The following is a 26,648-nucleotide window of genomic DNA, read 5'->3' as shown; positions in this document are numbered from 1 at the left end:
GTGAAGGATTTCAACCTTTCCGACTGGGCGCTCGAGCACCGCTCGTTCGTCTGGTTCCTGATGCTGGTCTCGCTCGTGGCGGGCGTGATGGCCTATGGCCGCCTCGGCCGCGAGGAGGATCCTCCGTTCACCATCAAGACGATGGTCGTGCAGACGACTTGGCCGGGCGCGACCATCAAGGATACCCTCGATCAGGTCACCGACCGGGTCGAGAAGGAACTCCAGCAGCTCAACGGCCTCGACTACGTCCGCAGCTACACGACCCCGGGATCCTCCACAGTCTTCGTGAATTTCCGCGACACCCTGAAGAAGGGCGAGGTCCAGCCCGCCTTCTACCAGGTTCGCAAACGTCTCGGGGATATCAAGAGCCAGTTCCCGGACGGTGTGCAGGGGCCGTTCTTCAACGACGAGTTCGGCGACGTCTACGGCAACGTCTACGCCTTCACGGCCGACGGCCTGACTCACCGGCAGTTGCGCGACTACGTGGAGAGCATCCGCACCGACGTGCTGCGCGTGCCCGATATCGGCAAGACGCAGCTGCTCGGCACCCAGGACGAGACCATCTATCTCGACTTCTCGACCCGGAAGCTCGCCGGTTACGGCATCGATCTCCAGGCCCTGATCAAGGCGCTTCAAGCGCAGAACGCCGTCTCGGCATCCGGGGTCGTTCAGGCCGGACCGGAGCGCATTTCGCTGCGGGTCAGCGGCTCCTTCGCCTCCGAAGCCTCGCTTCAGGACTTCAATCTGCGGGTGAACGATCGCTTCTTCCGTCTTGCCGACATCGCCGAGATCAGCCGCGGCTACGAGGATCCGCCCGCGCCCCTGTTCCGGGTGGACGGCAAGCCCGCGATCGGGCTGGCCATCGCGATGCGTCCGGGCGCCAACCTGCTGCATTTCGGTGAAGCGCTGAAGGAGCGCATGCGGCGGATCGAGGCGACGCTGCCGGTGGGCGTCGGCGTCCACCTCGTTTCGGATCAGCCCAAGCAGGTCGAGCATGCGGTCGGCGGCTTCACCGAGGCGCTGGTCGAGGCCGTGGTCATCGTGCTGGCCGTGAGCTTCGTGAGCCTGGGCATCCGGGCCGGCCTCGTCGTCTCGGTGTCGATCCCCCTCGTGCTGGCGATCGTCTTCGTGGTCATGCAGATCATGGACGTGACCCTGCAGCGCATCTCGCTCGGCGCGCTGATCATCGCGCTGGGCCTGCTGGTCGACGACGCCATGATCACCGTCGAGATGATGGTCGCGCGGCTGGAGCGGGGCGACACGCTGCGCAAGGCCGCCACCTTCGCGTACACGTCGACGGCGTTCCCCATGCTGACCGGAACGCTGGTGACCGTGGCGGGCTTCCTGCCGATCGGCTTCAACGGCTCCGGCGCGGGCGAATACACCTACTCGCTGTTCGTGGTGATCGCCGCATCGCTGCTGGTATCGTGGGTCGTGGCGGTTCTGTTCGCCCCGCTCGTCGGCGTCACGCTGCTGCCGAAGACCATGAAGCACCACACGGAGAAGCGCGGCATCTTCACGCGCCTGTTCATGGCGGCCCTGCGCGTCGCCATGCGCTGGCACTGGACGACGGTGGTGGTCTGCCTCGCGCTGATGGCGGCCGCCATCGTCGGGATGGGGCATGTGCAGCAGCAGTTCTTCCCGTCCTCGGACCGCTCCGAGGTGCTGGTCGACCTCACCCTCCCGCAGAACGCCACCATCGCCGAGACCAGGGCGCAGATGGACCGGTTCGAGACGAACCTGAAGGGCGATCCGGACGTGTCGAGCTGGTCGTCCTATGTCGGTCAGGGCGCGGTCCGATTCTACCTGCCCCTCGATCAGCAGCTCGCCAACGCCTTCTTCGGTCAGATCGTCATCGTCACGAAGTCGCTCGAGGTGCGCGACCGCGTGATGGCGCGTCTCCAGGCCATCGCCCTGCGCGACTTCGTCGGCACCGACGTGCTGGTGCAGCCCCTGAGCCTCGGACCGCCCGTAGGCCGACCGGTGCAGTACCGCCTCAGCGGCCCGAACATGGAGACGGTGCGCCGCCTCTCGCTCGACCTCGCCAACGTGGTGGCCGGCGACAAGCGGCTCGACGTGCCGACCTTCGACTGGAACGAGCCCGGCAAGGTGCTGCGGGTCGAGATCCTTCAGGACAAGGCGCGTCAGCTGGGCGTCACCAGCCAGGACGTCGCCGGGATCCTCAACGGGATCGAGGGCGGCCAGGCGATCACGCAGGTCCGGGACTCGATCTATCTGGTCAACGTCGTCGGCCGCGCCCGCGCGGTGGAGCGGTCTTCGCTGGACACCCTGCAATCGCTGCAGGTCGGTCTCGCGAACGGCACCGTGGTCCCCGTGCTCGCCTTCGCCCGGATCGGCTACGATCTCGAGCAGCCGATCGTCTGGCGCCGCGACCGTCTGCCGACCGTGACGGTGCGCGCCACGATCCACGACGCGACCCAGCCGGCCACCATCGTCGCCGCTCTGCAGCCCGGCATCGACGCCTTCATCAAGGCGCTGCCGGAGGGCTACACCGTCCAGACCGGCGGCGCCGTTGAGGAATCCGCCAAGGGCCAGGGCCCGATCGCGGCCGTCGTCCCGGTCATGCTGCTCGCCATGGCGTTCTTGCTGATGATGCAGCTCCAGAGCTTCGGCCGGATGATCCTCGTCTTCACCGTGGCGCCGCTCGGCCTGATCGGCGTCGTGCCGGCGCTGCTCCTGTTCGACAAGCCGATGGGCTTCGTCGCCATCCTGGGCATCCTGGCGCTGATCGGGATCATCATCCGCAACGCGGTCATCCTGGTGAGCCAGATCGAGGAGTTCCGGGCCGAGGGGATGGCCCCCTGGGAAGCGGTCTTCGAGGCGACCCACCACCGCATGCGGCCGATCCTGCTGACGGCAGCCGCCGCGAGTCTGGGCCTGATTCCGATCGCCCGGGAGGTCTTCTGGGGCCCGATGGCTTTCGCCATGATCGGCGGGATCCTGGCGGCGACTTTCCTCACGCTCCTGTTCCTGCCGGCCCTCTACATCGGCTGCTACCGCATCCGCCCGGATGCGGGCGCCCGACCGGCGGCCCACGCCGGCTGATCGCCCGGCTCACGCGATCGCAGCGCCCGCGGGTGCTGCGAGAAACGGTCGGCCCGCCCCTCCGCCCCCTCAGGGCGGGCCGACCGTGACGAAAGCTTGATCGCGGGCCGCAGCCCGTCATCGGAAACCTTGCGGTGGCTTGGCGCGTAGGGTGCGGCGAGAACGAGGACCGCCCCATCCATGAACGCCTTCATCGCCGTCGTATTGGTCTGCGCCAACGGCCTGGCACAGGACGCCTGCACGGACGCCCAGGCCCTTGAGGTCCGGAAGGTCCGAGTTGCCAACGAGCTCGGATGCGCCACCGGCTGGCAGGAGATCATCGCCCGCACCGAGCGCCGCGACGAGATCGGCAAGACCGCCTACCTCAAGACCGAGTGCCGCCGCGTGAAGGACCCGCAGTGACGCCCGCGCCGCGCGGCTACTTGTCGTACTTGATGTAGGCGAAGCGCGGATCCGCGGGCGTCCCTTCGAGGCCCTGTCCCTCCAGGGCCGGCTGCCAGGACACGACCTCCTCGATTTTCCGGGCGAGGGCGAAGTCCTTCTCGGTGATGCCTTTGGCGGCGTGGTTCATCAGCCGGACCTCGACCCAGGCATAGGACGCCGTGATGTCGGGATGATGCCAGGCTGCTTCGGCGAGGTGACCCACGGTGTTGATCACCATCAGCGTGCCCTTCCAGCCGGCCGTCTTGTAGGTGCGGCGGATCCAGCCATCCTCCAGGCGCCAGGCGGGCAGTTCGGCCTTCAGCCGCGCCTCCACGGTCGCCTCGTCCAGAACTCCCTCGCGTCGCTCGGTCATGATCGCATGTCTCCCCTGATGGCGTCTCGGTCGAGGGTGCCGCCGCAGCCGGTTGCGCGCAAGCGTGTTCCGCACGGTGGACGGAAACCGGTGTGAGCCCTATGACCTTTTTCCAGTGGCGTCCCGTTCATGCGGCACGTCAGTCTACCGCCGTCGAAGACTGCGAAATACGATGGGAGAAGGCGTGATGCTGTCACGGCGCGCGATGCTCGCCGGCGGCCTGCTGGGCGGCCTCGGCCTGCGGGCGGCGCGCGCGGACGTGCCGACCATCCGTCTCGGGAGTCTGCCCTTCGGGACGTCGACCTGGGAGGCTGCGGTGATCAAGGCCCGCGGCCTCGACACCGACAACGGCTTTCAGCTCGATGCCGTGAAGCTCGCCGGCAACGACGCGGCCCGCATCAGCTTCATCGGAGGACAGGTCGATACGATCATCGGCGACCTGCTCTGGGCCGCCCGCCTCGGCAATGACGGGCAGGCGGTGCGCTTCATCCCGTACTCGACCTCCGAGGGCGGCGTGATGGTACCGGCCGGGAGCGCGGTGAAGAGCCTCAAGGATCTCGCCGGCAAGCGCCTCGGGGTGGCCGGCGGTCCCCTGGACAAGAACTGGCTGCTGCTCCGGGCGCAGGCGAAGGACGCGGCCGGAATCGACCTGGAGCGCGAAGCCGAGATCGCCTACGGCGCGCCCCCGCTGATCACGCTGAAGCTGGAGCAGGGCGCCCTCGACGCAGCGCTCACCTACTGGACCTACTGCGCCCGCCTTCAGGCGAAGGGGTTTCGCCAACTGGTCGGTGCCGAGGACATCATGCACGCCCTCGGCGTCCCCGGTGACGTGGCGCTGATCGGCTACCTGTTCCAGGACACCACCGTGAAGGAGAAGCCCGCTGCCGTGGCGGCCTTCGCGCGGGCGTCGCGGGCGGCCAAGGACATCCTGGCCTCGGATCCGACCGCGTGGCAGATCGTGCGCCCGCTGATGGCGGCCGAGGACGATGCGACCTTCGAGGCGCTCAAGCGCAACTTCCTCGCCGGCATCCCGCGGCGCCCCGTGGCGGAGGAGCGCGCCGATGCCGAGAAACTCTACACCGTGATGGCGCGGCTCGGCGGAGCGCGCCTCGTCGGAAAGGGCGACGCACTGCCTCCCGACCTGTACTACACCGGTCGCAATGGGTGATGCGCCGGCCCAGCGGGCCACCGTTGCAGCGGTCCAGACAATCGGGATCGCCTGGGCGTGCTGACCCGCATCGCGTCTTTGGTCGTGCTCCTTGCAGCCTGGCAGTTGGCTGCACTCGAGGCGGGATCGCGCCTGCTGCCGGCGCCGCTGGCGGTGCTGCGCTTCATCGTTCAGGAGGCGGAGCGCGGCGACCTCGCACACAATGTCGGCATGACGCTGCTCCGCGTAGCGATCTCATTCACGGTGGCGATGCTTCTCGGCGTCGTCCTCGGCGTCGCGCTCGGACGCTCGAAGGTCACCGATCTCACGCTCGACACGCCGCTTCTCGTCCTCCTCAACACGCCGGCCCTGGTGATCACCGTACTGGCCTATGTCTGGGTCGGGCTCACCGAGACCGCGGCGATCCTGGCGGTGGTCCTCAACAAGCTCCCGAATGTCGCGGTGATTGTCCGGGAAGGGGCCCGTAATCTCGATCCCGGCCTCGACGAGATGGCCCGCGCCTATCGGCTCGACCGGCTTACCTGGGCCCGCGACCTCCTGATCCCGCAGCTCCAGCCCTACATCGTCACGGCGGCGCGGTCCGGCCTCTCCCTCGCCTGGAAGATCGTGCTGGTGGTGGAACTGCTCGGTCGTCCCGACGGAGTCGGCTTCGCGATCAACTATTACTTCGTCCAGAGCACCGACGTGGCGGCCATCATCGGCTACAGCCTCGTCTTCATGGCCGTGATGATCGGCATCGACGTCCTCCTGCTGCAGCGGCTCGAAGCCTATGTCCGTCGCTGGCGCTGAGCCCGTTCTTCAGGTCGCGATCGCGTCGAAATGGTATCGGCCGCGCGATGCCGAACCGGTCGAGGCGGTTCGCAACCTCGAATTCGAGGTCGCAGCCGGGGAAATCGTCTGCCTGATCGGGCCATCGGGCGCCGGAAAGACCACGACGCTGCGGATCCTGCTCGGCCTCGATACCGCGTTCGAGGGACGCGTCTCCGGGGCGGAGCGGGCCGGTATCGTATTCCAGGAGCCGCGGCTGCTCCCCTGGCGCAGCGTCGAGCACAATGTCCGCCTCGGGCTCCCTCGGGCGCGGCGCGGGCTCGACCTTGACGGCTTGTTCGCGCAGCTCGGCCTGACGGCATGGCGGGCCAGCTATCCGAAGGCGCTCTCCCTGGGGATGCAACGCCGCGTGGCACTGGCACGGGCCCTGGCCGACGGGCCGCGGGTGCTGGTCCTCGACGAGCCCTTCGTGTCCCTCGACGATGCCGCCGCCGCCGAGCTTCGCGGCCTCGTGGTGGATACGGTGGATCGGTCCGGCATGAGCGTCCTGATGGTGACACACAACGTCGCCGAGGCGATCGGGATCGCCGACCGTCTGCTGCTGGTCTCCCGGCGTCCGGCGGGTCTCATCGCCGCCGTGTCCCTCGATCGACCGCGCCGGGAACGCGACCGCGCCTGGGCCGAGGCGACCCGGGCGAACCTGGCAGCGCAGCATCCGGAGATCATCGCGCTGTAACCTCCGCAACGGGCCTGCGTGATCGCTTGAGCAGCGAAGTTCGACGCAGGCCGTTCCGCGGTCGACGACGAACGCTCCGACAGCCGGCGCGGCAGCTTTCAGCCTTGGGCTGTCTCGGCTCGGTCCAGTTCGAGAGCCAAGCCCGATCGGCGAGACGGGAATCTACCCGACCGGCCGCAGGCCAGATCGCGCGGCGGCAACGTCTGCGACGTTGCCATACTCGACCGGCATGCAGGTCAGCGCCAGGGCGGCGGCGAGCGCAGCCTTCGCGAGACGGACGGCGCGCATGGGGCCTCCTCAGGCCGGTCTTCCGGCTGCGACAGCCCGGAGACCGGTCACGGTCGCCTCAATTCGCCTTCGCCTCGACGTCCAGCCGGTCGAGCACGGCCGCCGGCGAGCGCGCCGCGCCGAGATCGATGAAACCGATCCCGGCGGGCTCTTTGGACTTCGCGTGGACCACGAGCTTGCCGGGCTTCATCACGAACTGGCCCATGGCGGCGCCGATGCCCTTGGCGGCCGCGCTGTTGCCCAGGATGATCGGCACGCCGAGCAGGCTGGCGGTGACGTACTCCTTGCGCAGCTCGTCCGGCTTGAGGCTGAGATCCTTCGATTGCGCGGCCAGGAAGCGCTCGAACAGGCCCGCGTTCTCCACCGTCAGGTCGAGGGCCTTGGCGCTTCCCGAAAACATCACCATGGTCGCGGCCGGCAGGGTGCCGGAGAAGAGCTCGGGCCCGATACCGCCCAGCGTGCCGGATAGCCGGACGGTGCCGATGTCGCGACCCGACACCGTCACCTCGCGCAGGGCGAGGTCGCGGGCCTTCTCATCCAAAGTGGCGTCGGCCACGAGGTCGAGGTCGAGATCCCGGTACCCGTAAACCGGCAGCATGCCGATGATCGGCGCGCCCGCCACGAGATCCGCCGGCAGGTTGAGGCCGGAGAGACTGAGGCGGGTCGCGCTGGGCACGCCGTCATTCGGCGCCCCCAGAGCGAGTGTGGCCTCGCGCAGGGCGATCCGGCGGACAGGCCGGGGCGATACCGACAGGGCGAGGGGGTCGGCGGCGGTGTCGCCCGTCCTCGGATCTGCCGGCCTGCCAGGCCCCGCCCGGCCAGAGTCGGAGAGGCCGCCGCGGGCCGGAGCCCGACCATCACGCGGCGGCGCCCGCTCGGGTTCGCCCTCGGGCGGCAGCTCGATCGACAGGTCGCTCAGGGTCAGATTGCCGAGCTTGGGCGTCAGGCGGCGCATCTCGATATCGGAGAAGCCGGGCCCGGCCGTCGGCTCGGCGGCGATCCCCTGGAGGGCCGCGACGGTCGGCACCAGCGAGGTCCCGAGGACGGCGAGGCGACCGACATGGACACGCAGGCTGCCGCGCGACAACGCCAGGTTGTCCAGGACGGTGCTGCCCTCCGACCCGGCGGAGGTGTAGGCGGCCCGGCCGATCTCGAACAGAACCGGCCCCTTCGGATCGGAGTCGCTGACGCTGAGGCCCTGCATCTCCAGGCTGCCGACGGCGGTGGCGGCGATGAGATCGGCCGCCGCGGCGGCCAGGGGACGCCGGTCGCTGGAGCCATCGAAACCGCCGGCCACGATCGCGAAGGCGCCGCTCCAGCCGTCGGGGATCTGCCGGCCGCCGAGATCACGCCCGTCGAGGCGTGCGATCTTCACCGTCGTGCCGCGCGCGTCGGAATAGGTCACATCGGAGACCTGGATGGTGCCATAGACCCGCTGGACCGGTCCCTTGCCGTCGCCCGGAACCGTGTACAGCCGGCTGAGGGCCGCCAGATCCAGATCCGTGGCGCGCACCTGCCCGTAGGTTCCGGAACCGCGGTTCGGCCCGGCGACGGAGCTGACCGTGGCGCCGGCCGCCGTCAGTTCCCCGACACGGCCGGCGCGGATGTCGCGGGCGACCACATCGCGGTAGGTGACGGTCTGCCGGTTGTCGCCGGGACCCGCATTCTCGGAGGTGAGGACCGGCACGGTGAGGCTGCCCGCATCGAGCCGGGCGAGCCGCTGCTCCCAGGGCACGTTGGAATCGGGCCGCAGGATCGCCGCAAGATCCTCCTTGGAGAGGCGCGTGCCGCTCGCCGTGAGCTTCGGGGCCTTCAGCAGCGTGCCGCCGAGCGGGATGACCACGTCGGTGACCGTCACGTCCTGGACGGCGGCGGCGCCCTCCTGCGCGGCGAGTGGCGCGGGGGCGAGGCCGAGGAGGACGAGGATACCGGTTGTCGCCCAGGCCGACCGGAGGCGGAGGCGGGCCTTCGGGTGGTTCATGGCTGCATCCGGACCAGGGCTCGCGCGGGAATTCCCTAGCCGTGCCGCGTTTTTTGAGGCGAGGCAATCAGGCATGCCGGCCCGGGCGACCGTGCCGGCACCGGTGTCGTATGGACGCAACGGCGCGGATGCGCCGGGCGGGTCGCTACAACGAGAAGGAGGTGCCGCAGCCGCAGGAGGCGGTGGCAAGCGGGTTCTCGATCTTGAAGGACTGGCCGATCAGATCGTTCACGAAGTCGATCGTGGAGCCGTTCATGTACTCCATCGAGATGGGGTCGACGATGACGGTGGCGCCGTCGCGCTCGATCGCGACGTCCTGCGCCTCACGGGTGCGGGCGATGTCGAAGGCATACGAGAAGCCCGAGCAGCCGCCGCCATTGACGCTGATCCGCAGCGACGAGCCGGCCGGCTCCGCCCCCATGATCTCGTTGATGCGCTTGGCCGCGCGGGCGGTCAGGGTGATATCAGCCATCAGTCTCTGGCCACGCAATCGTTTGGTGGACGGCGCACCCCGCCTGTTGCCGAGGGCGTCCCGGCCCACAAGATATGAGGCGCAAGCCCGCGCCGCAACGCGCCGGGCGAGGAGCCGTCATGAGCAGGGTGCGTGAGTTTGCGAGCGGATGCCGTGCGATCCAACGGTGAGCGCTGGCGCGCGGCCTACGCCACCGATCCGGCCCGCACCCGGGGACGCCTGATCCCCGAGGCCGGTTCGCCGACCCGCAGCGACTTCCAGCGGGACCGGGACCGGATCATCCACTCGACGGCGTTCCGGCGGCTGAAGCACAAGACGCAGGTCTTCGTGCATCACGAGGGCGACCATTACCGCACCCGCCTCACCCACACCCTCGAGGTCAGCCAGATCGGCCGGGCGCTCGCCCGCGCCCTCGGGCTCGACGAGGATCTTGCGGAGGCGCTGGCCCTCAGCCACGACCTCGGCCACACCTGTTTCGGCCATACCGGGGAGGACGCCCTCGACGCCTGCATGGCCCGCTACGGCGGGTTCGACCACAACGCCCAGGCCCTGCGGATCGTCACGCGGCTGGAGCGGCGCTACGCCGGCTTCGACGGGCTGAACCTTGCCTGGGAGACCCTGGAGGGCCTCGTCAAGCACAACGGCCCGCTGCTGACGGCCGACGGCCAGCCGACGCCCCGCTACGCCGCGCGCGGCATCCCGGCGGCGATCCTGGAATACGATGCGCTGAACCCCCTCGACCTGTGGAGCCAAGCCGGCCCCGAGGCCCAGGCGGCCTCCCTCGCCGACGACATCGCCTATGCCGCCCACGACCTCGACGACGGACTGCGCGCCGGCCTGTTCGAGATCCCGGAGCTGCGCGCGGTGCCGTTCCTGGCCGGGCTGCTCGACGAGATCGACCGGCTGCATCCGGGCCTGGAGCCCTCGCGCATGATCCACGAACTCGCCCGGCGGGTGATCACCCGCTTCGTCGAGGACGTGATCCGCGAGGGCGGACGCCGCATCGCCGAACTGGATCCGCGCCGCGTCGAGGACATCCGGAATGCGGATCAGGCGGTCATCGTCTTTTCGCCGGAGATTGCGGCGGCCGATGCCGATATCATGCGCTTCCTGTGGGACCGCATGTACCGGCATCCCGGCGTGGTGGCGGTGCGGAAGAAGGCCGACGCCATCGTCAACGACCTGTTCGCCGCGTTCACCGCGGCGCCGTCCCGGATGCCGGAGGAGTGGAGCGCCGGTCTCGAGGAGGCCAGCGAGGCGCGGGTCGCCCGCCGGGTCGCCGACTACATCGCCGGCATGACCGACACCTATGCGGTCCTGGCGCATCGCAAGCTCTACGCGACGACGCCGGACCTGCACTGGGAATTGCCCAGCCGGGGCCTGCCCCTCGCCGAGCCCTGAGGGCCCGGCGCGGGATGGGTTGGGATCAGCAGCCGCAGCCGCAGGTGAAGCTGCCGCAACACCCGCCGTAGCCACCGCCGTAGCCGTAGCCGCCGTAGGCCGCCGGATAGCCGTATCCGTAGCCGCCATAGGCGGCCGGGTAGCCGTAGCCGTAGCCGCCATACCCGTAACCACCATAGCCGTAGCCGCCGTAGACGCTCCCGGCGGCGAGCCCGAGCCCGAGGCCGATCCCCGCGCCGGCCAGCCCGTAGCCGAGGGCCCGTCCGTAGCCGCGGCGATAGCCGTAGCCGTAGCCGCGCCCGTAGAAGCCGCGGGCCGCGTAGCCGCCCCGGTAGCCGTAGCCGCCCCGGAAACCACCGTGGACGCCGCCGTGGAAGCCGCCGCCGTGGAAGCCGCCCGCCTCCGCACCCGGCGCGGCCAGGATCAGGGCGCAGAGCGCCGTACCCGCAATCGTCAAGGTCTTCATCAGTAACTCCGCGATCGGCACACGCGCGACCGTCGGCGATGACACAGTGTCGTCCCGGCCAAGACAAGCCGAACACTGCGCGATCCGTATTCGTCGCGTGGGATAACGTGAGAGCGCCGCGCGCTTGGTTACCGGACCGATGCCGGGAATGTGGGCTCCTCCAGGCCGGCGAACCGCTCGGCGCCGTGACACCCTCCCGCCCCCTTGCTAGACCGCCCGGGCGGGCACAGGCCGGACGAGCCGGGCGACGAGACCCCCGCGCAAGCGAGATCGAGACCCATGAACATCTTCGCCCTGTTCGAGGCGCGCGTGCGCGAGGCCGTGGAGGCGCTGACCCGCGCCGGCCATCTGCCCGAGGGCCTCGACCTGGGCCGCGTGGTCGTCGAGCCGCCCCGGGACGCGGCGCACGGCGACCTCGCCACCAACGCGGCGCTGGTCCTGGCCAAGGAGGCGCGGGCCAACCCGAAGGCGCTGGGGGAAGCCCTGGCGGCGGAACTCCGCGCCGATCCGCGGATCGTGGAGGCGAGCGTCGCCGGGCCCGGCTTCATCAACCTGCGGCTCGATCCCGCGATCTTTCACGCAGTCGTGCGCGACGCGCTCTCCGCGCCGGAGGCGTTCGGCCGGGCGGAGCTGCCCGGCGGGCCGATCAATGTCGAATACGTGTCGGCCAATCCCACCGGGCCGATGCATGTCGGCCATGGCCGCGGCGCGGTGTTCGGTGACGCCCTCTCCAATCTGCTCGTCGCGGCCGGCAGGCAGGTGACGCGGGAATATTACATCAACGATGCCGGCGCACAGGTCGATGTGCTGGCCCGCTCCGCCTTCCAGCGCTACCGCGAAGCTCTGGGCGAGCCCTTCGCCATCGCGGACGGCTTGTATCCGGGCGACTACCTCAAGCCCGTGGGCGCCAAGCTGGCGGAGACCCATGGCCGCGCGCTCCTCGACCAGCCCGAGGCCGCGTGGCTTCCCACGGTGCGCGAGACCGCGCTGGACATGATGATGACCATGATCCGGGCCGATCTGGAGGCGATCGGCATCCGCCACGACGTGTTCTTCTCCGAGCGCACGCTCCAGGAGAGCGGTGCCGTGAAGACGCTGCTCGCGGAATTGCGCGCCAAGGGCCTCGTCTACGAGGGCCGCCTGCCGCCGCCCAAGGGCCAGCTGCCGGAGGATTGGGAGGACCGCGAGCAGACGCTGTTCCGCACCAAGGAATTCGGCGACGACAGCGACAGGCCGCTGCTGAAGTCGGACGGCTCGTACACGTATTTCGCCTCCGACATCGCCTACCACCGGGCGAAGTATCTCGCGGGCGCGACCGAGCTGATCGACGTTCTCGGTGCGGATCACGGCGGCTACGTGAAGCGCATGCAGGCTGCCGTGAAGGCGGTGAGCGACGGCGCGGCGACGCTCGACGTCAAGCTCTGCCAGCTCGTGCGGCTGTTGCGCGCAGGCGAGCCGGTCAAGATGTCGAAGCGGGCCGGGGAATTCGTGACCCTGCGGGACGTGATCGACGAGGTCGGCCGCGACGCCATCCGGTTCATGATGCTCTACCGGAAGAACGACGCGACCCTGGATTTCGACCTCGCCAAGGTGGTGGAGCAGTCGAAGGACAATCCGGTCTTCTACGTTCAGTACGCCCATGCCCGCGTCCGCTCGGTGCAGCGGCAGGCGCGCGAGGCGTTTCCCGAGGCCGACCTCTCGGCCGCGGCGCTGGCACGCGAGGCGGACCTCGCGGTGCTGAGCGATCCGGGCGAGATCGAGATGATGCGCCTCATCGCCCAGTACCCGCGGGTTCTCGAATCCGCAGCCCTGGCGCACGAACCGCACAGAATCGCATTCCACCTCTATGAACTGGCCTCGGCGCTACATAGTTTCTGGAACAAGGGCAAAGACTTGCCGCAATTACGGTTTGTTAATGCAACCGACCGAAAGTCGACGTGGGCCCGGCTGGCGCTCATCGAAGCTCTGCGGAGCACGCTGGCGGCCGGCCTTGCGATTCTCGGTGTGACCGCGCCGGACGAGATGCGATAGGCCCGAGCGCATCGGGCCGGTCACCGGCGTTGATGTGAGGATGCTGCCATGACGAACGCTTCGCGCGCTCAGGTCGATCTGGACGCTTTCGCGCGCGATCTGCGTCAGGAGACGGGTCAGGCGCCGCAGGCGGCCAAGGCGGATCCGCTGGCGGAACTCGCCCGCATCGTCGGCCAGGACGATCCGTTCCGGGCTCTGCTCGCCGCGCGCGACGAGATGCGCGCCGTCGCGCCCGACACCCAGCCGCAGGCCGGCTGGAACGCTCGGGTGGAGCCGAGCTTCGCGCCGGAGCCCGCCAAGGCGACGCCGGCCGACGCATTCGATCAGTACCTCGCCTCCGTGGAGCAGGACACGCATCGCGAAGGCGGCGCCTACGCGCCAGATGGCGTCGCGGTATCGAGCGGCGACGACGCCTACGCGGACAGCCACGCCCTGCGTCGCGCGAATCCGCGCCGGCGCCTCGTCTCGGTCGGCGCCGGCGTCGCCGTGGTGGCGCTCGCGGTCACCGGTGCGCTCACCTACAAGGGCATGAGCAATTCGGGCCATGGCGGCGTGCCGGTGGTGCAGGCCGATTCCACCCCGCTCAAGGTCGCCCCGAAGGTGGCCGACGGTGTCGAGATCCCGGATCAGAACCGGCAGATCTACGATCCGAAGGGCAAGAAGGACGGCCAGATCAAGATCGTCAACCGCGAGGAGCAGCCCCTCGACGTGGCCGAGGCCGCGCGCGCGGCCCAGGGCCCGTCGCAGCCGACCGGCGCCCAGGGCGGCACGACGCCGGGCAACGGCCCGTTCGAAGCGTTCGGGGAGCCCCGCCGCGTCCGCACCGTCGCAGTCAAGCCCGAGGCGCCGCCCGCACCGCCGCCGCGGGAGCAGCAGGCCGTCGACGCCGGGCCGGCCCCGATCCCCACCATGGTTCTGCCCGGCGACGAGCCGCCGCCGGCAGCGCCCGCGAAGTCGAAGCCGATGCGCCAGGCCGCCGCCATGCCGGCGACCACGGCCACGCCCGTCGACGCGCAGCCGGACGCCGCGGTCGAGCCGCCGGCTCCCAAGCCGGTGGCCGTGAAGCCGCCGCCGAAGGCCGCCCAGCGGATCGCCGCCGTCGCCCCGGCCGGAGCGGCCGCGCCCGACACCACCGCCAGCACCACCACCGACGACGAGGCCGTGAAGTCCGGCCCGGTCAGCGGCTTCTCGGTGCAGCTCGGGGTGCGCAGCTCCGCCGCCGAGGCGAAGGCCGCGTTCCGGCAGATGCAGGCCAAGTACACACAGCTCGCCGGCAAGCCCGAGCTGATCCGGCAGGCCGAGGTGAACGGCAAGACGATCTATCGCGTCCGCGTCGGACCCCTGGAGAAGGCTCAGGCCGCGAGCCTGTGCAGCGCCCTGCAGGGCGAGGGCGGCCAGTGCTTCGTGGCCAAGAACTAAGGTTCTGACGGAAAGCCGCGGTCGGGGCAGCGCTCCCGCCCGCGGTGATCCGCTCGGGCGCCCCGCCGACCGAGGCTCGCCGACCGAGTCTTGCCGACCGAGTCTTGAAGGCCACACCGGCGGCGGCATCGCTCCGGCCTCCGCCCGGAGCCGCGGTTTGGTCTTGCCGGCTCCCCGTTCCCGCCCGACTCTGTCGCCATCGAGCCGAACCGCCCGGCGATCCCGCCGCCGTCTTCGCGCCGCCACCGAGCAGTTTCCGAGCCGTTCCTGATGACCTCCCGCGCCCTGATCCTCGGTTGCACCGGCTCGTCGCTCTCGGCGGAGGAGCGGTCCTTCTTCCGGGACGTGAAGCCCTGGGGATTCATCCTGTTCAAGCGCAACATCGGAACCCCGGACGAGGTCCGCGCCCTCACCGGCGCGCTGCGGGACTGCGTCGGATCCGATCGCGCGCCGATCCTGATCGATCAGGAGGGGGGCCGGGTCCAGCGCATGGGTCCGCCCCACTGGCCGGCCTACCCGGCCGGCGGCCGCTACGGACGCCTGAACGGCAGCGCCGCGGCCGTCGCCCGCCTCGGCGCGCGCCTGATGGCGCACGACCTCGCGGAGGTCGGCATCAACGTGGACTGCGCCCCCGTCCTCGACGTGCCGGCGCCGGGCTCGCACGACATCATCGGCGACCGGGCCTACGGGACGAGCCCGGACAGGGTGGCCGAGATCGGCCGCGCGGTCGCCGAGGGCCTGATGGCCGGGGGCGTCCTGCCGGTGATGAAGCACATCCCGGGGCATGGGCGCGCCACCTGTGACAGCCACCACGGCCTTCCGGTGGTGGATGCGACGCGCGCGGATCTGGCGGAGCAGGATTTCCGGACCTTCCGGGCGCTCGCCGACCTGCCGATGGCGATGAGCGCCCACGTGGTCTTCACCGCCATCGACCCCGACCGGCCGGCCACCCAGTCCGCCATCGTCATCCGCGACATCATCCGCGGCACCATCGGGTTCGACGGGCTTCTGATGACCGACGATCTCTCCATGCACGCGCTGACCGGCTCGTTCCGCGACCGGACGGAGCGCGCCTTCGCGGCGGGGATCGATATCGGGCTCCACTGCAACGGCGCCATGGACGAAATGCGCGCCGTGGCCGAAGCGGCGCCCGCGCTCACCGGAGAGGCCGCGCGCCGCGCCGCCTCCGCGCTGGCGCAGCTCGACCCCGCCGGCGACGGACTCGACGTTCCGGAAGCCCGGGAGCGCTTCGCCGCGGCCCTCGCCGCCGCCTGACCTGGGCCCCTTGCGGCCTTCCACCGCGGCCTTCCACCGGCCGTGGCATCGCCTCTGCTTGTGTTCGGGCGGCGCGATCCCTAGGTTCGCCCCGAAATCCTCAACCGGACGTGGCGTCGCGCTCCCGCTTCTTCGGGGCGCCCGCAGGAGGTTGCCATGGGCAGCATGAGTATCTGGCACTGGGTCATCGTCGCGGTCATCGTGATGCTGCTCTTCGGACGCGGCAAGGTGTCCGATCTGATGGGCGACGTCGCGAAGGGCATCAAAGCCTTCAAGAAGGGCATGGCCGAGGATGAGACCCCTCCGGTCAGCCAGGCCGCGCCGCCGCCGGCCGAACCGGTCCGCACCATCCCGCACGCCACCGAGACGAGCCCCGGCACGGCGATCCCGGCGAGCCATCTTCCCGGCGGCGAGCGCAAGCCGGTCTGACGGCGGGCGCGACTGTAGGACTGGCAGAGCGCACGCGCTCGTGTAGAGCCTGACGGGGTCCGGCCACCGCGCCGGATCTCAGGGCAGCAGGACCGTCGACGACATGCTGGACATGAGCTGGGGCGAGGTGATGCTGATCGGCGGCGTCGCCCTCATCGTCATCGGGCCGAAGGATCTGCCGAAGGCGCTGCGCACCGTCGGGCAGATCACCTCGAAGCTGCGCCGCATGGCCGGCGAATTTCAGATGCAGTTCAACGAGGCGATCCGCGAGGCGGAACTCGACGACGTCCGGCGCGAAGTGGACGGGATCCGCAACACGGTCCGGAATGCGAGTTCGACCTTCAATCCCGTGCAGACCATCCGCGACGAGTTGAAGGGCGCCGTCGAGGGCCGGGCCAAGGTCGGCCCGGAGAAGCTCGGCCCGGAGAAGCCGCCGGTCGAGACCCGATCCCTCGCCGATGCCACGGCGCAGCTCAAGGCCGAGCAGGACGCCGCAGCACCGGCCCCGGTCTCGGGGACGCCGCCCGCCGAATCGTCCCATGATCCTGCACCGCAGATGGCGGAGGCACCCCTGCCCGTGCCCGGGTCGGTGGACGATCCGTTCGGGCCTCCGCCCGCCCCGCATCACGCCACCGAAGAGTCCCAGAACGGCACGGCCGCCCGATGATCAGCGATGCGGACGAGGCCGAGATCGAGGCGTCGCGGGCGCCCCTGCTCGAACACCTGATCGAATTGCGGGCGCGGCTGATCAAGTCGCTGATCGCATTCGTGCTGATGTTCTTCGCCTGCTTCTTCTTCTCGCGCGATATCTACAACGTTCTGGTCTACCCCTATGTCTCGATCGTGGGTGCGCAGAACGCCGAGCTGATCGCCACGCACTTCCTCGAGCAGGTGTTCACCAACATCAAGCTCAGCGTCTTCGGGGCGGCCTTCCTGGCCTTCCCGGTGATCGCCACGCAGATCTACGCCTTCGTGGCCCCGGGCCTCTACCGCAACGAGCGGAAGGCGTTCCTGCCCTACCTCGTGGCCACGCCGATCTTCTTCGTGCTCGGCGCGCTGGTGGTGTTCTTCCTGGCGATGCCGCTGCTGATCAAATTCTCGGTGTCGCTCCAGCAGGTGGGCGTGGCCGGGGAGCCGACGATCAAGCTGCTGCCGAAGGTCGACGAGTACCTGTCGCTGATCATGACGCTGATCTTCGCGTTCGGGATCGCGTTCCAGCTGCCGGTGATCCTGACGCTGCTCGGTCAGATCGGGATCATCGACGCGGCCTTCCTGCGGGAGAAGCGGCGCTATGCCATCGTGCTGGTCTTCGTCGCCGCCGCGATCCTGACGCCGCCGGACGTGATCTCCCAGCTCTCCCTCGCGATCCCGATGCTGCTGCTCTACGAGGCCTCGGTGTTCTCGGTGGCGCGGGTCGAGAAGCTGCGGGCGGCGCGGCGCGCGGCGGAAGGCCTGGAGCCGTGAGGCGGCGCCGGGCTCAGTCCGGCGCACGCAGGCGGTAGCCCACGCCGGTCTCGGTGAGCAGGTAGCGCGGGCGCTCCGGGTCCGGCTCGAGCTTCTGGCGCAGCTGCCGGATATAGACGCGCAGGTATTGCGGATCCGACGAGGCCGGCGCGTGGCGCATGAGCTGCGCGTGGGTCAGCACCTTGCCGGCATGCTGCACCAGCACGCGCAGGAACTCGTATTCCCGGCGCGACAGCTTCACCGCGCGCTCGCCGACCCGGACGACGCGGCGGACGAGATCGACCGAGAGGTCGTCGACCCGGAAGACCGGCCGCTCCCCCTGCATGGCCAGGCGATGGCGCAGGGCGGTGCGGATGCGCGCCAGCAGCTCGTTCATGCCGAAGGGTTTGGTAACGTAATCGTCGGCCCCGAGATCGAGGGCCTCGACCTTGCCGCGCTCGTCGTCGCGACTCGACAGGATCACGACCGGCAGGTCGGGCCAGCGCTCGCGGATCGCCGCAAGGAGGGCATGGCCGGGCATGTCCGGCAGGCCGAGATCGAGGATCGCGAGATCCACGCCCCCGGCCTCCAGGGCGGCGAGCGCCGCGGCCCCGTCGGCGGCCTCGGCGACCGCGTAATCCTGCGTCCCGAGGCCGGTGCGGAGCAGCCGGCGGATCGGCGGCTCGTCGTCGATCACCAGGATCCGGGCAAGGCTCACGCGGGCTGTTTCCCGTCGCGGATCCAGGCGGCCGGACGGCTCATTCCGGCCGGAGCAGCACGTGCCGCTTCTTGCCGAAGGACAGCTTGATCACGCCGTCCGGGGTCAGGTCGCCCTGGCCGAGCATCGCCTTCTCATCCGTGACCGGTACATCGTTGACCCGCAGGCCGCCGCCCTTGATCTGCCGGCGCGCCTCGCTGGTGGAGGGCACGAGCTTGGCGACGTCCGGGCCGAAGGCGGTGAGCACCCCGAGCCCGGCCTCCAGGGTGGCCGACGGCACGGTCACGCTCGGCAGGTCGGCGGCCAGCGTCCCTTCCACGAAGGTCTTGCGCGCGGTCTCGGCGGCGGCCTCCGCGACCTCGCGGCCGTGCATCAGCGCGGTGGCCTCGGTGGCCAGCACCGTCTTGGCCGCGTTGATCTCGGAGCCGGCGAGCGCGGCGAGACGCGCGATCTCCTCCATCGGCAGCAGGGTGAACAGCTTGAGGAAGCGGGCCACGTCCGCGTCCTCGGTGTTCCGCCAGAACTGCCAGTAATCGTACGGCTTCAGCATCTCCGGGTTGAGCCAGACGGCCCCGGCCGCGGTCTTGCCCATCTTGGCGCCCGAGGATGTCGTCAGCAGCGGGCAGGTCAGGGCGTAGAGCTGCGGCGTGCCCATGCGGCGGCCGAGATCGATGCCGTTGACGATGTTGCCCCATTGATCCGACCCGCCCATCTGCATGACGCAGCCGTAGCGACGGTTCAGCTCGACGAAGTCGTAGGACTGGAGGATCATGTAGTTGAACTCCAGGAACGACAGCTCCTGGTCGCGCTCCAGGCGCAGGCGCACGCTGTCCATCGACAGCATCCGGTTCACCGAGAAATGCCGGCCGATGTCGCGCAGCATCTCGATGTAGTTGAGCTTGGTCAGCCACTCGGCGTTGTCGACCATCACGGCGTCGCCGGCCCCTTCGCCGAAGCGGAGGAACCGGTCGAAGGTCTTGCGGATCTCGGCCTTGTTGGCGTCGATCTGCTCGACGGTGAGGATCTTGCGGGTCTCGTCGCGGCCCGACGGGTCGCCGACCCGGGTGGTGCCGCCGCCCATCAGGGCGATCGGCCGCCCCCCCGTGGCCTGCAGCCAGTGCAGCATCATGATCGACAGCAGGTGCCCGACATGCAGCGAGGGCGCCGTGCAATCGTAGCCGACATAGGTGGTCAGCCGGCCTTCCAGGGCCGCGGCGTCGATGCCGGCCAGGTCCGAGGTCTGGTGGATATAGCCGCGCTCGGTCAGGATCCGCAGGAAGTCGGATTTCGGCGCGAAGCTCTCGGCGGTCATGGCTGCCATCTCGGGTCGCGCGCTGGCGCGACAGGCCGAGGCCCCGCATGCTAGCTCGCGCTGGGTTCAGGATACGGCGCGCTCTTAGCAGGGCGTTGGCCGAAAGGCACGGGGCAGGGCGGCATGGCGATGATGCGCGCGATCGGACTGATGAGCGGCACCTCGCTGGACGGCGTCGACATCGCGCTGATCGAGACCGACGGCGAGCGGGTCCACGTGGTCAAGGGCCACAACAACTTCCTGGAGCCGCTGGGTCCCACCGGCTACCGCGGCTACGCCGACGACGAGAAGGCGCTCCTGCGCGCGGCCACCAAGGATGCCGAATCCGTGCTCCATCCCGGCGACCGGCCCGGGCGGCTGCCGGAGGCGGAAGCGTTCGTCACCCTGGCCCATGCCGAGGCCGTGGAGCGCTTCCTGGAGGAGCATGGCCTGTCAGCGTCCGAGATCGACGTGATCGGCTTCCACGGCCAGACGGTGATCCACCGGCCGGACCAGCGCATCTCGATCCAGATCGGCGACGGGCAGGCGCTGGCGACCCGGCTCGGCATCCCGGTCGTCTCGGACCTGCGCCGGGCCGATATCGAGGCGGGCGGGCAGGGGGCGCCCCTGGTGCCGGTCTTCCACAAGGCGCTGGCCGAGGCCTCGGGCTTCGACGGGCCGTTCGGCATCCTCAACATCGGCGGCGTCGCCAACGCGACGCTGATCGACTCGAAGGGCGGCGTCATCGCCTTCGACACCGGTCCCGGCAATGCGCTGATCGACGAATGGATGCAGGAGCGCGAGGGCAAGAACCTCGACGATGGCGGTCGCACCGCGGCCCGGGGCCGTCCCGACGAGCAACTGCTCGCTTGGCTGCTGACGCACCCGTTCTTCTTCCGCAAGCCGCCGAAGTCGCTCGACCGGAACTGGTTCTCCCACAAGCTCGCCGGCCAGCTCTCCACCGAGGACGGCGCCGCCACCCTGACGGCCTTCACGGCGCGCGCGGTGGCCCGCGCCCTCGACCACGCCCCCGAGATCCCGACCCGCTGGATCGTGGCCGGCGGCGGCGCGCGCAACGGCGAGCTGGTGCGGCTCCTCAACTATCATCTGCGCGCGGAGATCACGACCGCGGACGCCATCGGCTGGTCCTCGGCCTACCTGGAGGCGCAAGCCTTCGCGTATCTGGCGGTGCGTTCGCTCAAGGGCCTGCCGATCACCTTGCCGTCGACCACCGGGGTGCGCGAGGCGATCACCGGTGGGGTCCTGACGCGGCCGTGAGTCTCGGCCACGCGCTCCGGCGGATCATCGAGGAATACCCGCTCGCCCGGCTCGACCCGCCGGCCGGCCATCCGCTGGCCTCCGTCATCCGCAAGGGCGCGCCGGAGGAGCTGCGCGCCGCACTGGCGCCGATCGACGGGCCGTTCCTGGTCAAGGGCAGTCCCGGGCGCGGGAGCCATTGGGCTGCGATCCCCTGGCTCGCCGTGTTCGACCCCGCCATCACCACCAGCGCCACGCGGGGCTACTACCTCGTCTACCTGTTCCCGGCCCATCGCGAGGCGGTGCACCTGTCGCTGGCGCAGGGAACGGTGGCGGCGATCCGGAGCTACGGTCCGACGGCGGCCGGCGCCCATCTCCGTGCAAGCGGCGCTGCGCTCAAGGCGCGGCTCTCGGACTTCGCCGACGCGCTGCCGAACGCGACGATCGCCCTCGGCAGCGCGGGCGAATTGCCGGAAGGCTACGAGGCCGCCCACATCCTCGGCCTCACCTACGACCTTCCCAATCTCGGCGACGAGCGCCGGCTGCACCGGGATCTCGCCGTGGCGGTCGCGGCATATCGGGCGCTGAAGGCGCGGGGCGGGCTCGACCTGTCCTGTTCGGGCGGGACGGCATGAGATCGCAGGCCGCCGCGAGGGCCGTCCTGACGCAGCGACGCAATCCGGTAGCGCCGCTGTTCCGCTGCCCGGGATCGCTGCGCTGCGCCCGCAGGGACGGGGATTCCGAGCGAGCGAACGCATCCGCCAAGCCCTTCGCCAAGCCCTCCGCCCAGCCCTCCGCCCAGCCCTCTACCCAGCCCTCCGCCCGGACCCTTGCAGGCACCGCGTTTGTGCCCCCGGCGCTCCCGCGCTAAGGCAACGGCGCCATGTCGCACAACACCTTCGGCCACCTGTTCCGCGTCACGACCTTCGGCGAGAGCCACGGGATCGCGCTCGGCTGCGTCGTCGACGGCTGCCCGCCGGGCCTGCCCCTGGAGGCCGAGGAGATCCAGGCCGAGCTGGATCGCCGGAAGCCCGGCCAGTCGCGGTTCACGACGCAGCGCCGCGAGCCCGATCAGGTGAAGATCCTGTCCGGCGTGTTCGCGGACGACCGCACCGGTGGCCGCCAGCTCACCACCGGCACGCCGATCGCGCTGATGATCGAGAACACGGACCAGCGCTCGAAGGACTATTCGGAGATCCGCGACAGCTACCGCCCCGGCCATGCCGATTACACCTACGACGTGAAGTACGGCATTCGCGACTATCGCGGCGGCGGCCGGTCCTCGGCGCGCGAGACCGCCGCCCGGGTCGCGGCCGGCGCCGTGGCGCGCAAGGTCATCCCGGGCGTGACCATCCGGGCAGCCCTGGTGCAGATGGGACCGCACGCCATCGACCGGTCCCGTTGGGACTGGGCCGCGGTCGGCGACAACCCGTTCTTCTGTCCCGATGCCGAGACGGCCGCCTTCTACGAGACCTACCTCGACGAGATCCGGAAGGACGGCTCGTCGGTCGGCGCTGTCATCGAGGTCGTGGCCGAGGGCGTGCCGCCTGGCCTCGGCGCGCCGGTCTACGGCAAGCTCGACGCCGATCTCGCCGCGGCGATGATGTCGATCAACGCCGTGAAGGGCGTCGAGATCGGCGACGGGTTCGCGTCGGCGGCCCTGCGGGGCGAAGACAATGCCGACGAGATGCGCGCCGGCAACGGCGATCGGCCGCGTTTCCTCGCGAACCATGCCGGCGGCATCCTCGGCGGCATCTCCAACGGCGAGCCGGTCGTGGTGCGCTTCGCCGTGAAGCCAACCTCCTCGATCCTGACGCCCCGCCGTTCGGTCGCCCGCGACGGCAGCGAGGTCGATCTCGTCACCAAGGGCCGGCACGATCCCTGTGTCGGCATCCGCGCCGTGCCGGTTGCGGAGGCCATGATGGCCTGCGTGCTGGCGGATCACTATCTGCGCCATCGCGGACAGGTCGGATCGCAGCCCTGATCCGGGTCCGTCCCAACGATTCGAGAATGCCCGTGCCCCACTGCTCCGTCACAGAGGCCATTGCGGCCTTCGCCCGCGGCGAGATCGTGGTCGTCACCGACGATGACGATCGCGAGAACGAGGGCGATCTCGTCGTCGCCGCCTCGCTCTGCACGCCGGAGAAGATGGCGTTCATCATCCGCAACACCTGCGGCATCGTCTGCGCGCCGATCACGCAGAGCGAGGCGCGGCGGCTGCACCTCGCTCCCATGGTGGCGTCGAACGACGCGCCGCTGGGTACGGCCTTCACCGTCACGGTCGACGTCAAGCACGGCCTGACCACGGGGATCTCGGCGGAGCAGCGCTGCAACACGGTCCGGGCGCTGGCCAACGGCAACATGGGCGCGGGCGACTTCGTGCGGCCCGGCCACGTCTTCCCGCTCATCGCCCGCGACGGCGGCGTGCTCATGCGCTCGGGCCATACCGAGGCCGCGGTCGACCTGTGCCGCCTCGCCGAGCTGCCGCCCGTGGGGGTGATCTGCGAGCTCGCCAACGACGACGGCACCGTGATGAAGGGGCCGCAGATCGAGGCCTTCGCCGAGACGCACGGCCTCAAGCAGGTCTCGGTGGCCGATCTCATCGCCTACCGGCAGGCACGCGACCGGCTGGTGGAGCGCGTCGGCCACTTCACGGTCCGCTCGAACCACGGCGACGTGAACGCCTACGTGTTCTCGACGCCCTTCGAATCGATCCAGCAATTCGCCTTCGTGATGGGCGACATCGGCGACGGCCGGGACGTGCTGGTGCGCCTGCACCGCTCCAACGTCGCCGCCGACGTGATCGGCGGGGGAAAGCAGATCGACGCCGTGCTGAAGCGCTTCGCGGCCGCCGGGCGCGGCGTGCTGGTCTATCTCCGGGACGGGACTGCGGGCGTGCCGGTGAAGACCGTCACCGACGAGGGCACGGAGGCCCTGCGGGCGCGGCAATGGCGCGAGATCGGGCTCGGCGCCCAGATTTTGCGCGATCTCGGCGTGGTTTCGATCCGCAACCTCGCGACCTCGTCGCGCTCCTATGTCGGCCTTTCGGGATTCGGCATCGAGCTCTTGGGCGACGAGCCCCTGGAGGGCTGACGCTCTTCAGGCGCGGCGCAGGACGGTCCAGACCGCGGCGCCGGCCATGATGGCGGCGGCACCCCGGTTCAGCCGCACGCGGACGGCGGGCCGTCGCAGGGTCTCGCGCGCCCGGGCCGCCAGCGCCGCGTAGGGCGTCATCACGGCCAGCAGGATCGCGGCCGTGATCAGGATGAGTGCGACGACATCGGCCGCCGTCACGCGCCGCAGATCGACGAGCGTGGGCAGGATCGCGAGGTAGAAGACGATCGTCTTCGGATTGCCCAGGGTGATGGTCAGGCCGGCGACGAAGCTGGTCAGCGGCCGGTCGCGGGCTTCGCCCGCGATCCGGACAGCCGTTCCGGCGGCGCGCCAGAGCCGGAACGCCAAGTAAGCGAGATAGAGCGCCGCGCCGTAGCGGATGACGGCGAAGACTGCGCCGAATGCCTCCGCAATCAGTGACAGGCCGAAGATCGCGGCGGCGAGATAGGTCAGGTCGCCCAGGATCAGACCGGCCGAAAAGGCCATCGCGGCGCCGAAGCCCGAGCTGAGGGCCCGCGCGACAAGCGCGACGACGCCGGGTCCCGGCACAGCGGCGGCAACGCCCAGGGCCAGCGCATAGGTCAGGAAGCCCGTGAGCGTCATCGGCCGAAACCCGGACGGGCTGCGCCGGTGCGGTCGACGCGCTGGCGCGCAAGCGACGGCATCCGGCTCAGCGTCAGCATGGCGGCAGTCTCTCGAAGCGCAGATTATGGCGCGCGCGGGAGCGGGTGCAATCGCGATGCAGCGCCGCCGTCAGCGCCCCATCAACGCGTCGACATGGGCCGCCACCGATTTGCCGAGCCCCTCGAGACTGTAGCCGCCCTCCAGGATCGAGACGATCCGCCCGCCGGCGCAGCGGTCCGCGACATCCATGAGCCGGCGGGTCGCCCAGCCGAAATCCTCCGCTTCGAGGCGCAGATTGGCCAACGGATCGAGCCGATGGGCGTCGAAGCCGGCGGAGATCACGATCACGTCCGGCCGGAAGCTTTCCAGGCGTGGGAGGATGCCGGTTTCGAAGGCTTCGCGAAACACCTCGCCGTCGTCGTTGGGCCGCAGCGGCACGTTGACGATCGTGTCCTTCTCGCCGCGCTCGGACGACGCCCCCGTCCCCGGATAGAGCGGCATCTGGTGGGTGGAGCAGTAGAGCACCGCGGCGTCGTCCCAGAAGATGTCCTGGCTGCCGTTGCCGTGATGGACGTCCCAATCCACCAGGGCCACCCGCTCGGCCCCGTGCTTCTGGCGGGCGTGGCGGGCCGCGATGGCGGCATGGTTGAACAGGCAGAAGCCCATCGACCGGGTCCGCTCGGCATGGTGACCCGGCGGGCGCATGGCCACGAAGGCGTTGCGGCACCCGCCGCCGACGACGGCATCGACGGCGTGCATTCCGCCGCCCACCGCCCGCAGCGTCGCCTCCAGGCTCCCCGCCGACAGGATCGTGTCGGAATCGATGCCGACCATGCCGTGCTCGGGCACCGCAGCCACCAGCGCGTCCACGTACGCGCGCGGATGGGCGAGCGTCACCGCCTCGATCTCAGCCTTGGGTGCAGAGGCCCGCACGAGGCCGGCGAAGCGCTCATCCTCCAGGGCCCGCTCCACGGCGCGCATCCGGGCCGGCCGTTCCGGATGTCCCTCCGGGACCTCGTGATCGAAGCTGGCGGGATGGCTCACGTACAGGGTGGTCACGAGGGTCGCTCCCGGATGCTCTCCTGTCGCGCACCTGCAACAGGAGCCGGCAATGTGCCACGGGCCCAACGCGCGGACTACGGCGGGGTGCCGTTGCCCCCTTATGGTTGCGCGATTCTTCCGTGGGACGGACCCGGATCATCAATCCATCGAGGCTCCGTCCACCGCCGCGAGGATCGTCGGGGCAGAGCCATGCGCATCACATCGGTCATCGGCTGCGCGCTGTTGCTGGCGGGCTGCACCTTCAAGGGCGTGCCCGATCCGGCCCTTTCGGCCCGCGATGCCGAATTCATGGCCCTGGTCCCGGATGCCGAGTTCGATCCGCACTTCGCCCGCTATGAGGTCGCCGATCCGACCCGGGAATCGCCCGGCACGATCGTGGTCGAGACGAAGGAACGGCAGCTCTACCTCGTGTTGCCGGGCGGCAAGGCGATCCGCTACGGCGTGTCGGTGGGCGACGAGGCCTATGGCTGGACCGGCACCGCCCGAATCGACCGCAAGGCGGAATGGCCGGCCTGGAATCCCCCGGCCGAGATGATCAAGCGCTGGCCGCACGTCCACGCCATGCAGGGCGGCCCGATGAATCCCCTTGGCGCCCGCGCCCTGTACCTGTCGGATCACGGCCGGGACACGCTCTACCGGATCCACGGCACCAACGAGCCCGAGAAGATCGGGCAGGCGGTCTCCTCCGGGTGCATCCGGATGCGCAACATCGACGTGGTCGACCTCTACAACCGGGTCCCCGTCGGGGCCTCGGTCATCGTCCGGTAACGCAACCGGTCAACGTCCCAATAAGCCTGCTTGCTCGGGGGGTGTTTACCTGAACTTCCGTTCAGATCTCGCCAT

General features: G+C 70.0%; 26 protein-coding genes. 17 read left to right on the top strand and 9 right to left on the bottom strand.

The features are described 5' to 3' along the window. Both GGQ91_RS06060 and GGQ91_RS06055 read left to right on the top strand, forming a co-directional pair. Positions 1-3,066 carry an efflux RND transporter permease subunit gene (locus GGQ91_RS06060; protein ID WP_043380799.1) on the top strand — a complete coding sequence of 1,022 codons (3,066 nt, stop codon included), beginning with the start codon at positions 1-3 and terminating at the stop codon, positions 3,064-3,066. A 180-nt stretch (positions 3,067-3,246) separates the two neighbouring features. Beyond that, on the top strand, positions 3,247-3,468 hold the full coding sequence (locus tag GGQ91_RS06055) for a hypothetical protein (protein WP_043380797.1): 222 nt from the start codon (positions 3,247-3,249) through the stop codon (positions 3,466-3,468). Between the two features lie 16 nt (positions 3,469-3,484). On the opposite strand, the gene GGQ91_RS06050 is transcribed toward GGQ91_RS06055, so the two are convergent. Continuing rightward, a complete protein-coding gene (locus GGQ91_RS06050) occupies positions 3,485-3,862 on the bottom strand; it encodes a 4a-hydroxytetrahydrobiopterin dehydratase (protein ID WP_182591586.1) in 378 nt (125 codons plus the stop codon). A 187-nt stretch (positions 3,863-4,049) separates the two neighbouring features. On the opposite strand from GGQ91_RS06050, the gene GGQ91_RS06045 reads away from it, so the two are divergent. From GGQ91_RS06045 to GGQ91_RS06035, 3 genes are read left to right on the top strand one after another with little or no spacing between them, the layout of a single operon-like run. Next, the gene (locus tag GGQ91_RS06045) at positions 4,050-5,030 is read left to right on the top strand and encodes an ABC transporter substrate-binding protein (RefSeq protein WP_043349145.1); all 981 of its coding nucleotides are present in this window, start codon (positions 4,050-4,052) and stop codon (positions 5,028-5,030) included. A 51-nt stretch (positions 5,031-5,081) separates the two neighbouring features. Continuing rightward, positions 5,082-5,819 (top strand): ABC transporter permease, encoded by a 738-nt coding sequence (locus tag GGQ91_RS06040; protein ID WP_043349142.1) that lies wholly within the window; start codon positions 5,082-5,084, stop codon positions 5,817-5,819. Continuing rightward, entirely contained in the window at positions 5,800-6,534 is a 735-nt protein-coding gene (locus tag GGQ91_RS06035; protein WP_053610698.1) for an ABC transporter ATP-binding protein, read from the top strand. The genes GGQ91_RS06040 and GGQ91_RS06035 overlap by 20 nt, the downstream gene beginning before the upstream one ends. 162 nt (positions 6,535-6,696) lie before the next feature. On the opposite strand, the gene GGQ91_RS28380 is transcribed toward GGQ91_RS06035, so the two are convergent. The 3 genes from GGQ91_RS28380 to GGQ91_RS06025 all read right to left on the bottom strand — a co-directional run bounded on the left by GGQ91_RS28380 (position 6,697) and on the right by GGQ91_RS06025 (position 9,275). Then, on the bottom strand, positions 6,697-6,822 hold the full coding sequence (locus GGQ91_RS28380) for a hypothetical protein (RefSeq protein ID WP_281375012.1): 126 nt from the start codon (positions 6,820-6,822) through the stop codon (positions 6,697-6,699). A gap of 58 nt (positions 6,823-6,880) precedes the next feature. After that, complete coding sequence (locus tag GGQ91_RS06030; RefSeq protein WP_182591585.1) at positions 6,881-8,803, bottom strand: hypothetical protein; 1,923 nt, start codon at positions 8,801-8,803, stop codon at positions 6,881-6,883. Positions 8,804-8,948: 145 nt separating this feature from the next. Next, entirely contained in the window at positions 8,949-9,275 is a 327-nt protein-coding gene (locus GGQ91_RS06025) for a HesB/IscA family protein (RefSeq protein ID WP_043349135.1), read from the bottom strand. Positions 9,276-9,428: 153 nt separating this feature from the next. Between GGQ91_RS06025 and GGQ91_RS06020 the strand changes: the two genes are divergently transcribed. Further along, on the top strand, positions 9,429-10,676 hold the full coding sequence (locus tag GGQ91_RS06020) for a deoxyguanosinetriphosphate triphosphohydrolase (RefSeq protein WP_182591584.1): 1,248 nt from the start codon (positions 9,429-9,431) through the stop codon (positions 10,674-10,676). A gap of 25 nt (positions 10,677-10,701) precedes the next feature. Here GGQ91_RS06020 and GGQ91_RS06015 read toward each other — a convergent pair whose 3' ends face one another. Beyond that, the gene (locus tag GGQ91_RS06015; RefSeq protein WP_182591583.1) at positions 10,702-11,142 is read right to left on the bottom strand and encodes a hypothetical protein; all 441 of its coding nucleotides are present in this window, start codon (positions 11,140-11,142) and stop codon (positions 10,702-10,704) included. A 279-nt stretch (positions 11,143-11,421) separates the two neighbouring features. On the opposite strand from GGQ91_RS06015, the gene argS reads away from it, so the two are divergent. The 6 genes from argS (at position 11,422) to tatC (ending at position 17,760) form a co-directional block, all read left to right on the top strand. Continuing rightward, entirely contained in the window at positions 11,422-13,173 is a 1,752-nt protein-coding gene (argS, locus tag GGQ91_RS06010; RefSeq protein ID WP_043349127.1) for an arginine--tRNA ligase, read from the top strand. Between the two features lie 48 nt (positions 13,174-13,221). Further along, entirely contained in the window at positions 13,222-14,592 is a 1,371-nt protein-coding gene (locus GGQ91_RS06005) for an SPOR domain-containing protein (RefSeq protein ID WP_043380780.1), read from the top strand. A gap of 270 nt (positions 14,593-14,862) precedes the next feature. Continuing rightward, a complete protein-coding gene (nagZ, locus tag GGQ91_RS06000; protein WP_043355644.1) occupies positions 14,863-15,867 on the top strand; it encodes a beta-N-acetylhexosaminidase in 1,005 nt (334 codons plus the stop codon). A 156-nt stretch (positions 15,868-16,023) separates the two neighbouring features. Next, positions 16,024-16,296 (top strand): twin-arginine translocase TatA/TatE family subunit, encoded by a 273-nt coding sequence (locus GGQ91_RS05995; RefSeq protein ID WP_043355642.1) that lies wholly within the window; start codon positions 16,024-16,026, stop codon positions 16,294-16,296. Between the two features lie 103 nt (positions 16,297-16,399). Continuing rightward, positions 16,400-16,963: a Sec-independent protein translocase protein TatB gene (tatB, locus tag GGQ91_RS05990; RefSeq protein WP_043355641.1), complete on the top strand. Its 564-nt coding sequence runs from the start codon at positions 16,400-16,402 to the stop codon at positions 16,961-16,963. Continuing rightward, complete coding sequence (tatC, locus tag GGQ91_RS05985; RefSeq protein ID WP_043355639.1) at positions 16,960-17,760, top strand: twin-arginine translocase subunit TatC; 801 nt, start codon at positions 16,960-16,962, stop codon at positions 17,758-17,760. Before tatB ends, tatC begins: the two co-directional genes overlap by 4 nt. A gap of 13 nt (positions 17,761-17,773) precedes the next feature. Here the strand turns inward: tatC and GGQ91_RS05980 are convergent, their stop codons facing one another. Continuing rightward, the gene (locus GGQ91_RS05980) at positions 17,774-18,457 is read right to left on the bottom strand and encodes a response regulator (protein ID WP_182591582.1); all 684 of its coding nucleotides are present in this window, start codon (positions 18,455-18,457) and stop codon (positions 17,774-17,776) included. Between the two features lie 40 nt (positions 18,458-18,497). After that, positions 18,498-19,769, bottom strand: a complete 1,272-nt coding sequence (gene tyrS / locus GGQ91_RS05975; RefSeq protein ID WP_043355636.1) for a tyrosine--tRNA ligase — start codon at positions 19,767-19,769, stop codon at positions 18,498-18,500. A gap of 123 nt (positions 19,770-19,892) precedes the next feature. On the opposite strand from tyrS, the gene GGQ91_RS05970 reads away from it, so the two are divergent. The 4 genes from GGQ91_RS05970 (at position 19,893) to ribB (ending at position 24,098) form a co-directional block, all read left to right on the top strand. Continuing rightward, positions 19,893-21,026, top strand: coding sequence for an anhydro-N-acetylmuramic acid kinase (locus GGQ91_RS05970; protein WP_100793966.1), 1,134 nt, complete (start codon positions 19,893-19,895; stop codon positions 21,024-21,026). Beyond that, entirely contained in the window at positions 21,023-21,640 is a 618-nt protein-coding gene (locus tag GGQ91_RS05965) for an MrcB family domain-containing protein (protein ID WP_182591581.1), read from the top strand. Before GGQ91_RS05970 ends, GGQ91_RS05965 begins: the two co-directional genes overlap by 4 nt. Positions 21,641-21,888: 248 nt before the next feature. Beyond that, positions 21,889-22,989, top strand: a complete 1,101-nt coding sequence (gene aroC / locus GGQ91_RS05960) for a chorismate synthase (protein ID WP_053610690.1) — start codon at positions 21,889-21,891, stop codon at positions 22,987-22,989. 32 nt (positions 22,990-23,021) lie between these two features. Beyond that, positions 23,022-24,098 (top strand): 3,4-dihydroxy-2-butanone-4-phosphate synthase, encoded by a 1,077-nt coding sequence (gene ribB / locus GGQ91_RS05955; protein ID WP_043380842.1) that lies wholly within the window; start codon positions 23,022-23,024, stop codon positions 24,096-24,098. 6 nt (positions 24,099-24,104) lie between these two features. Here the strand turns inward: ribB and GGQ91_RS05950 are convergent, their stop codons facing one another. Both GGQ91_RS05950 and GGQ91_RS05945 read right to left on the bottom strand, forming a co-directional pair. Then, complete coding sequence (locus tag GGQ91_RS05950; protein ID WP_043355632.1) at positions 24,105-24,722, bottom strand: LysE family translocator; 618 nt, start codon at positions 24,720-24,722, stop codon at positions 24,105-24,107. 150 nt (positions 24,723-24,872) lie between these two features. Next, complete coding sequence (locus tag GGQ91_RS05945; protein ID WP_043380769.1) at positions 24,873-25,802, bottom strand: histone deacetylase family protein; 930 nt, start codon at positions 25,800-25,802, stop codon at positions 24,873-24,875. 192 nt (positions 25,803-25,994) lie between these two features. Between GGQ91_RS05945 and GGQ91_RS05940 the strand changes: the two genes are divergently transcribed. Further along, positions 25,995-26,573, top strand: a complete 579-nt coding sequence (locus GGQ91_RS05940; RefSeq protein WP_043380766.1) for a L,D-transpeptidase — start codon at positions 25,995-25,997, stop codon at positions 26,571-26,573. The last annotated feature ends 75 nt before the right edge of the window (positions 26,574-26,648 follow it).

Origin of the sequence: Methylobacterium fujisawaense (genome assembly GCF_014138435.1) — a bacterium.
Lineage (GTDB): Bacteria > Pseudomonadota > Alphaproteobacteria > Rhizobiales > Beijerinckiaceae > Methylobacterium > Methylobacterium fujisawaense.
This window is presented reverse-complemented; position numbering and strand designations above follow the sequence as displayed.

Coding starts and splice junctions, on each gene's coding strand:
- GGQ91_RS06055 (WP_043380797.1), top strand. CDS start 3,247: ATGAACGCCTTCATCGCCGTCGTATTGGTCTGCGCCAACGGCCTGGCA.
- GGQ91_RS06050 (WP_182591586.1), bottom strand. CDS start 3,862: ATGACCGAGCGACGCGAGGGAGTTCTGGACGAGGCGACCGTGGAGGCG.
- GGQ91_RS06045 (WP_043349145.1), top strand. CDS start 4,050: ATGCTGTCACGGCGCGCGATGCTCGCCGGCGGCCTGCTGGGCGGCCTC.
- GGQ91_RS06035 (WP_053610698.1), top strand. CDS start 5,800: ATGTCCGTCGCTGGCGCTGAGCCCGTTCTTCAGGTCGCGATCGCGTCG.
- GGQ91_RS28380 (WP_281375012.1), bottom strand. CDS start 6,822: ATGCGCGCCGTCCGTCTCGCGAAGGCTGCGCTCGCCGCCGCCCTGGCG.
- GGQ91_RS06030 (WP_182591585.1), bottom strand. CDS start 8,803: ATGAACCACCCGAAGGCCCGCCTCCGCCTCCGGTCGGCCTGGGCGACA.
- GGQ91_RS06025 (WP_043349135.1), bottom strand. CDS start 9,275: ATGGCTGATATCACCCTGACCGCCCGCGCGGCCAAGCGCATCAACGAG.
- GGQ91_RS06015 (WP_182591583.1), bottom strand. CDS start 11,142: ATGAAGACCTTGACGATTGCGGGTACGGCGCTCTGCGCCCTGATCCTG.
- argS (WP_043349127.1), top strand. CDS start 11,422: ATGAACATCTTCGCCCTGTTCGAGGCGCGCGTGCGCGAGGCCGTGGAG.
- GGQ91_RS06005 (WP_043380780.1), top strand. CDS start 13,222: ATGACGAACGCTTCGCGCGCTCAGGTCGATCTGGACGCTTTCGCGCGC.
- nagZ (WP_043355644.1), top strand. CDS start 14,863: ATGACCTCCCGCGCCCTGATCCTCGGTTGCACCGGCTCGTCGCTCTCG.
- GGQ91_RS05995 (WP_043355642.1), top strand. CDS start 16,024: ATGGGCAGCATGAGTATCTGGCACTGGGTCATCGTCGCGGTCATCGTG.
- tatB (WP_043355641.1), top strand. CDS start 16,400: ATGCTGGACATGAGCTGGGGCGAGGTGATGCTGATCGGCGGCGTCGCC.
- tatC (WP_043355639.1), top strand. CDS start 16,960: ATGATCAGCGATGCGGACGAGGCCGAGATCGAGGCGTCGCGGGCGCCC.
- tyrS (WP_043355636.1), bottom strand. CDS start 19,769: ATGACCGCCGAGAGCTTCGCGCCGAAATCCGACTTCCTGCGGATCCTG.
- GGQ91_RS05970 (WP_100793966.1), top strand. CDS start 19,893: ATGGCGATGATGCGCGCGATCGGACTGATGAGCGGCACCTCGCTGGAC.
- aroC (WP_053610690.1), top strand. CDS start 21,889: ATGTCGCACAACACCTTCGGCCACCTGTTCCGCGTCACGACCTTCGGC.
- GGQ91_RS05950 (WP_043355632.1), bottom strand. CDS start 24,722: ATGACGCTCACGGGCTTCCTGACCTATGCGCTGGCCCTGGGCGTTGCC.
- GGQ91_RS05940 (WP_043380766.1), top strand. CDS start 25,995: ATGCGCATCACATCGGTCATCGGCTGCGCGCTGTTGCTGGCGGGCTGC.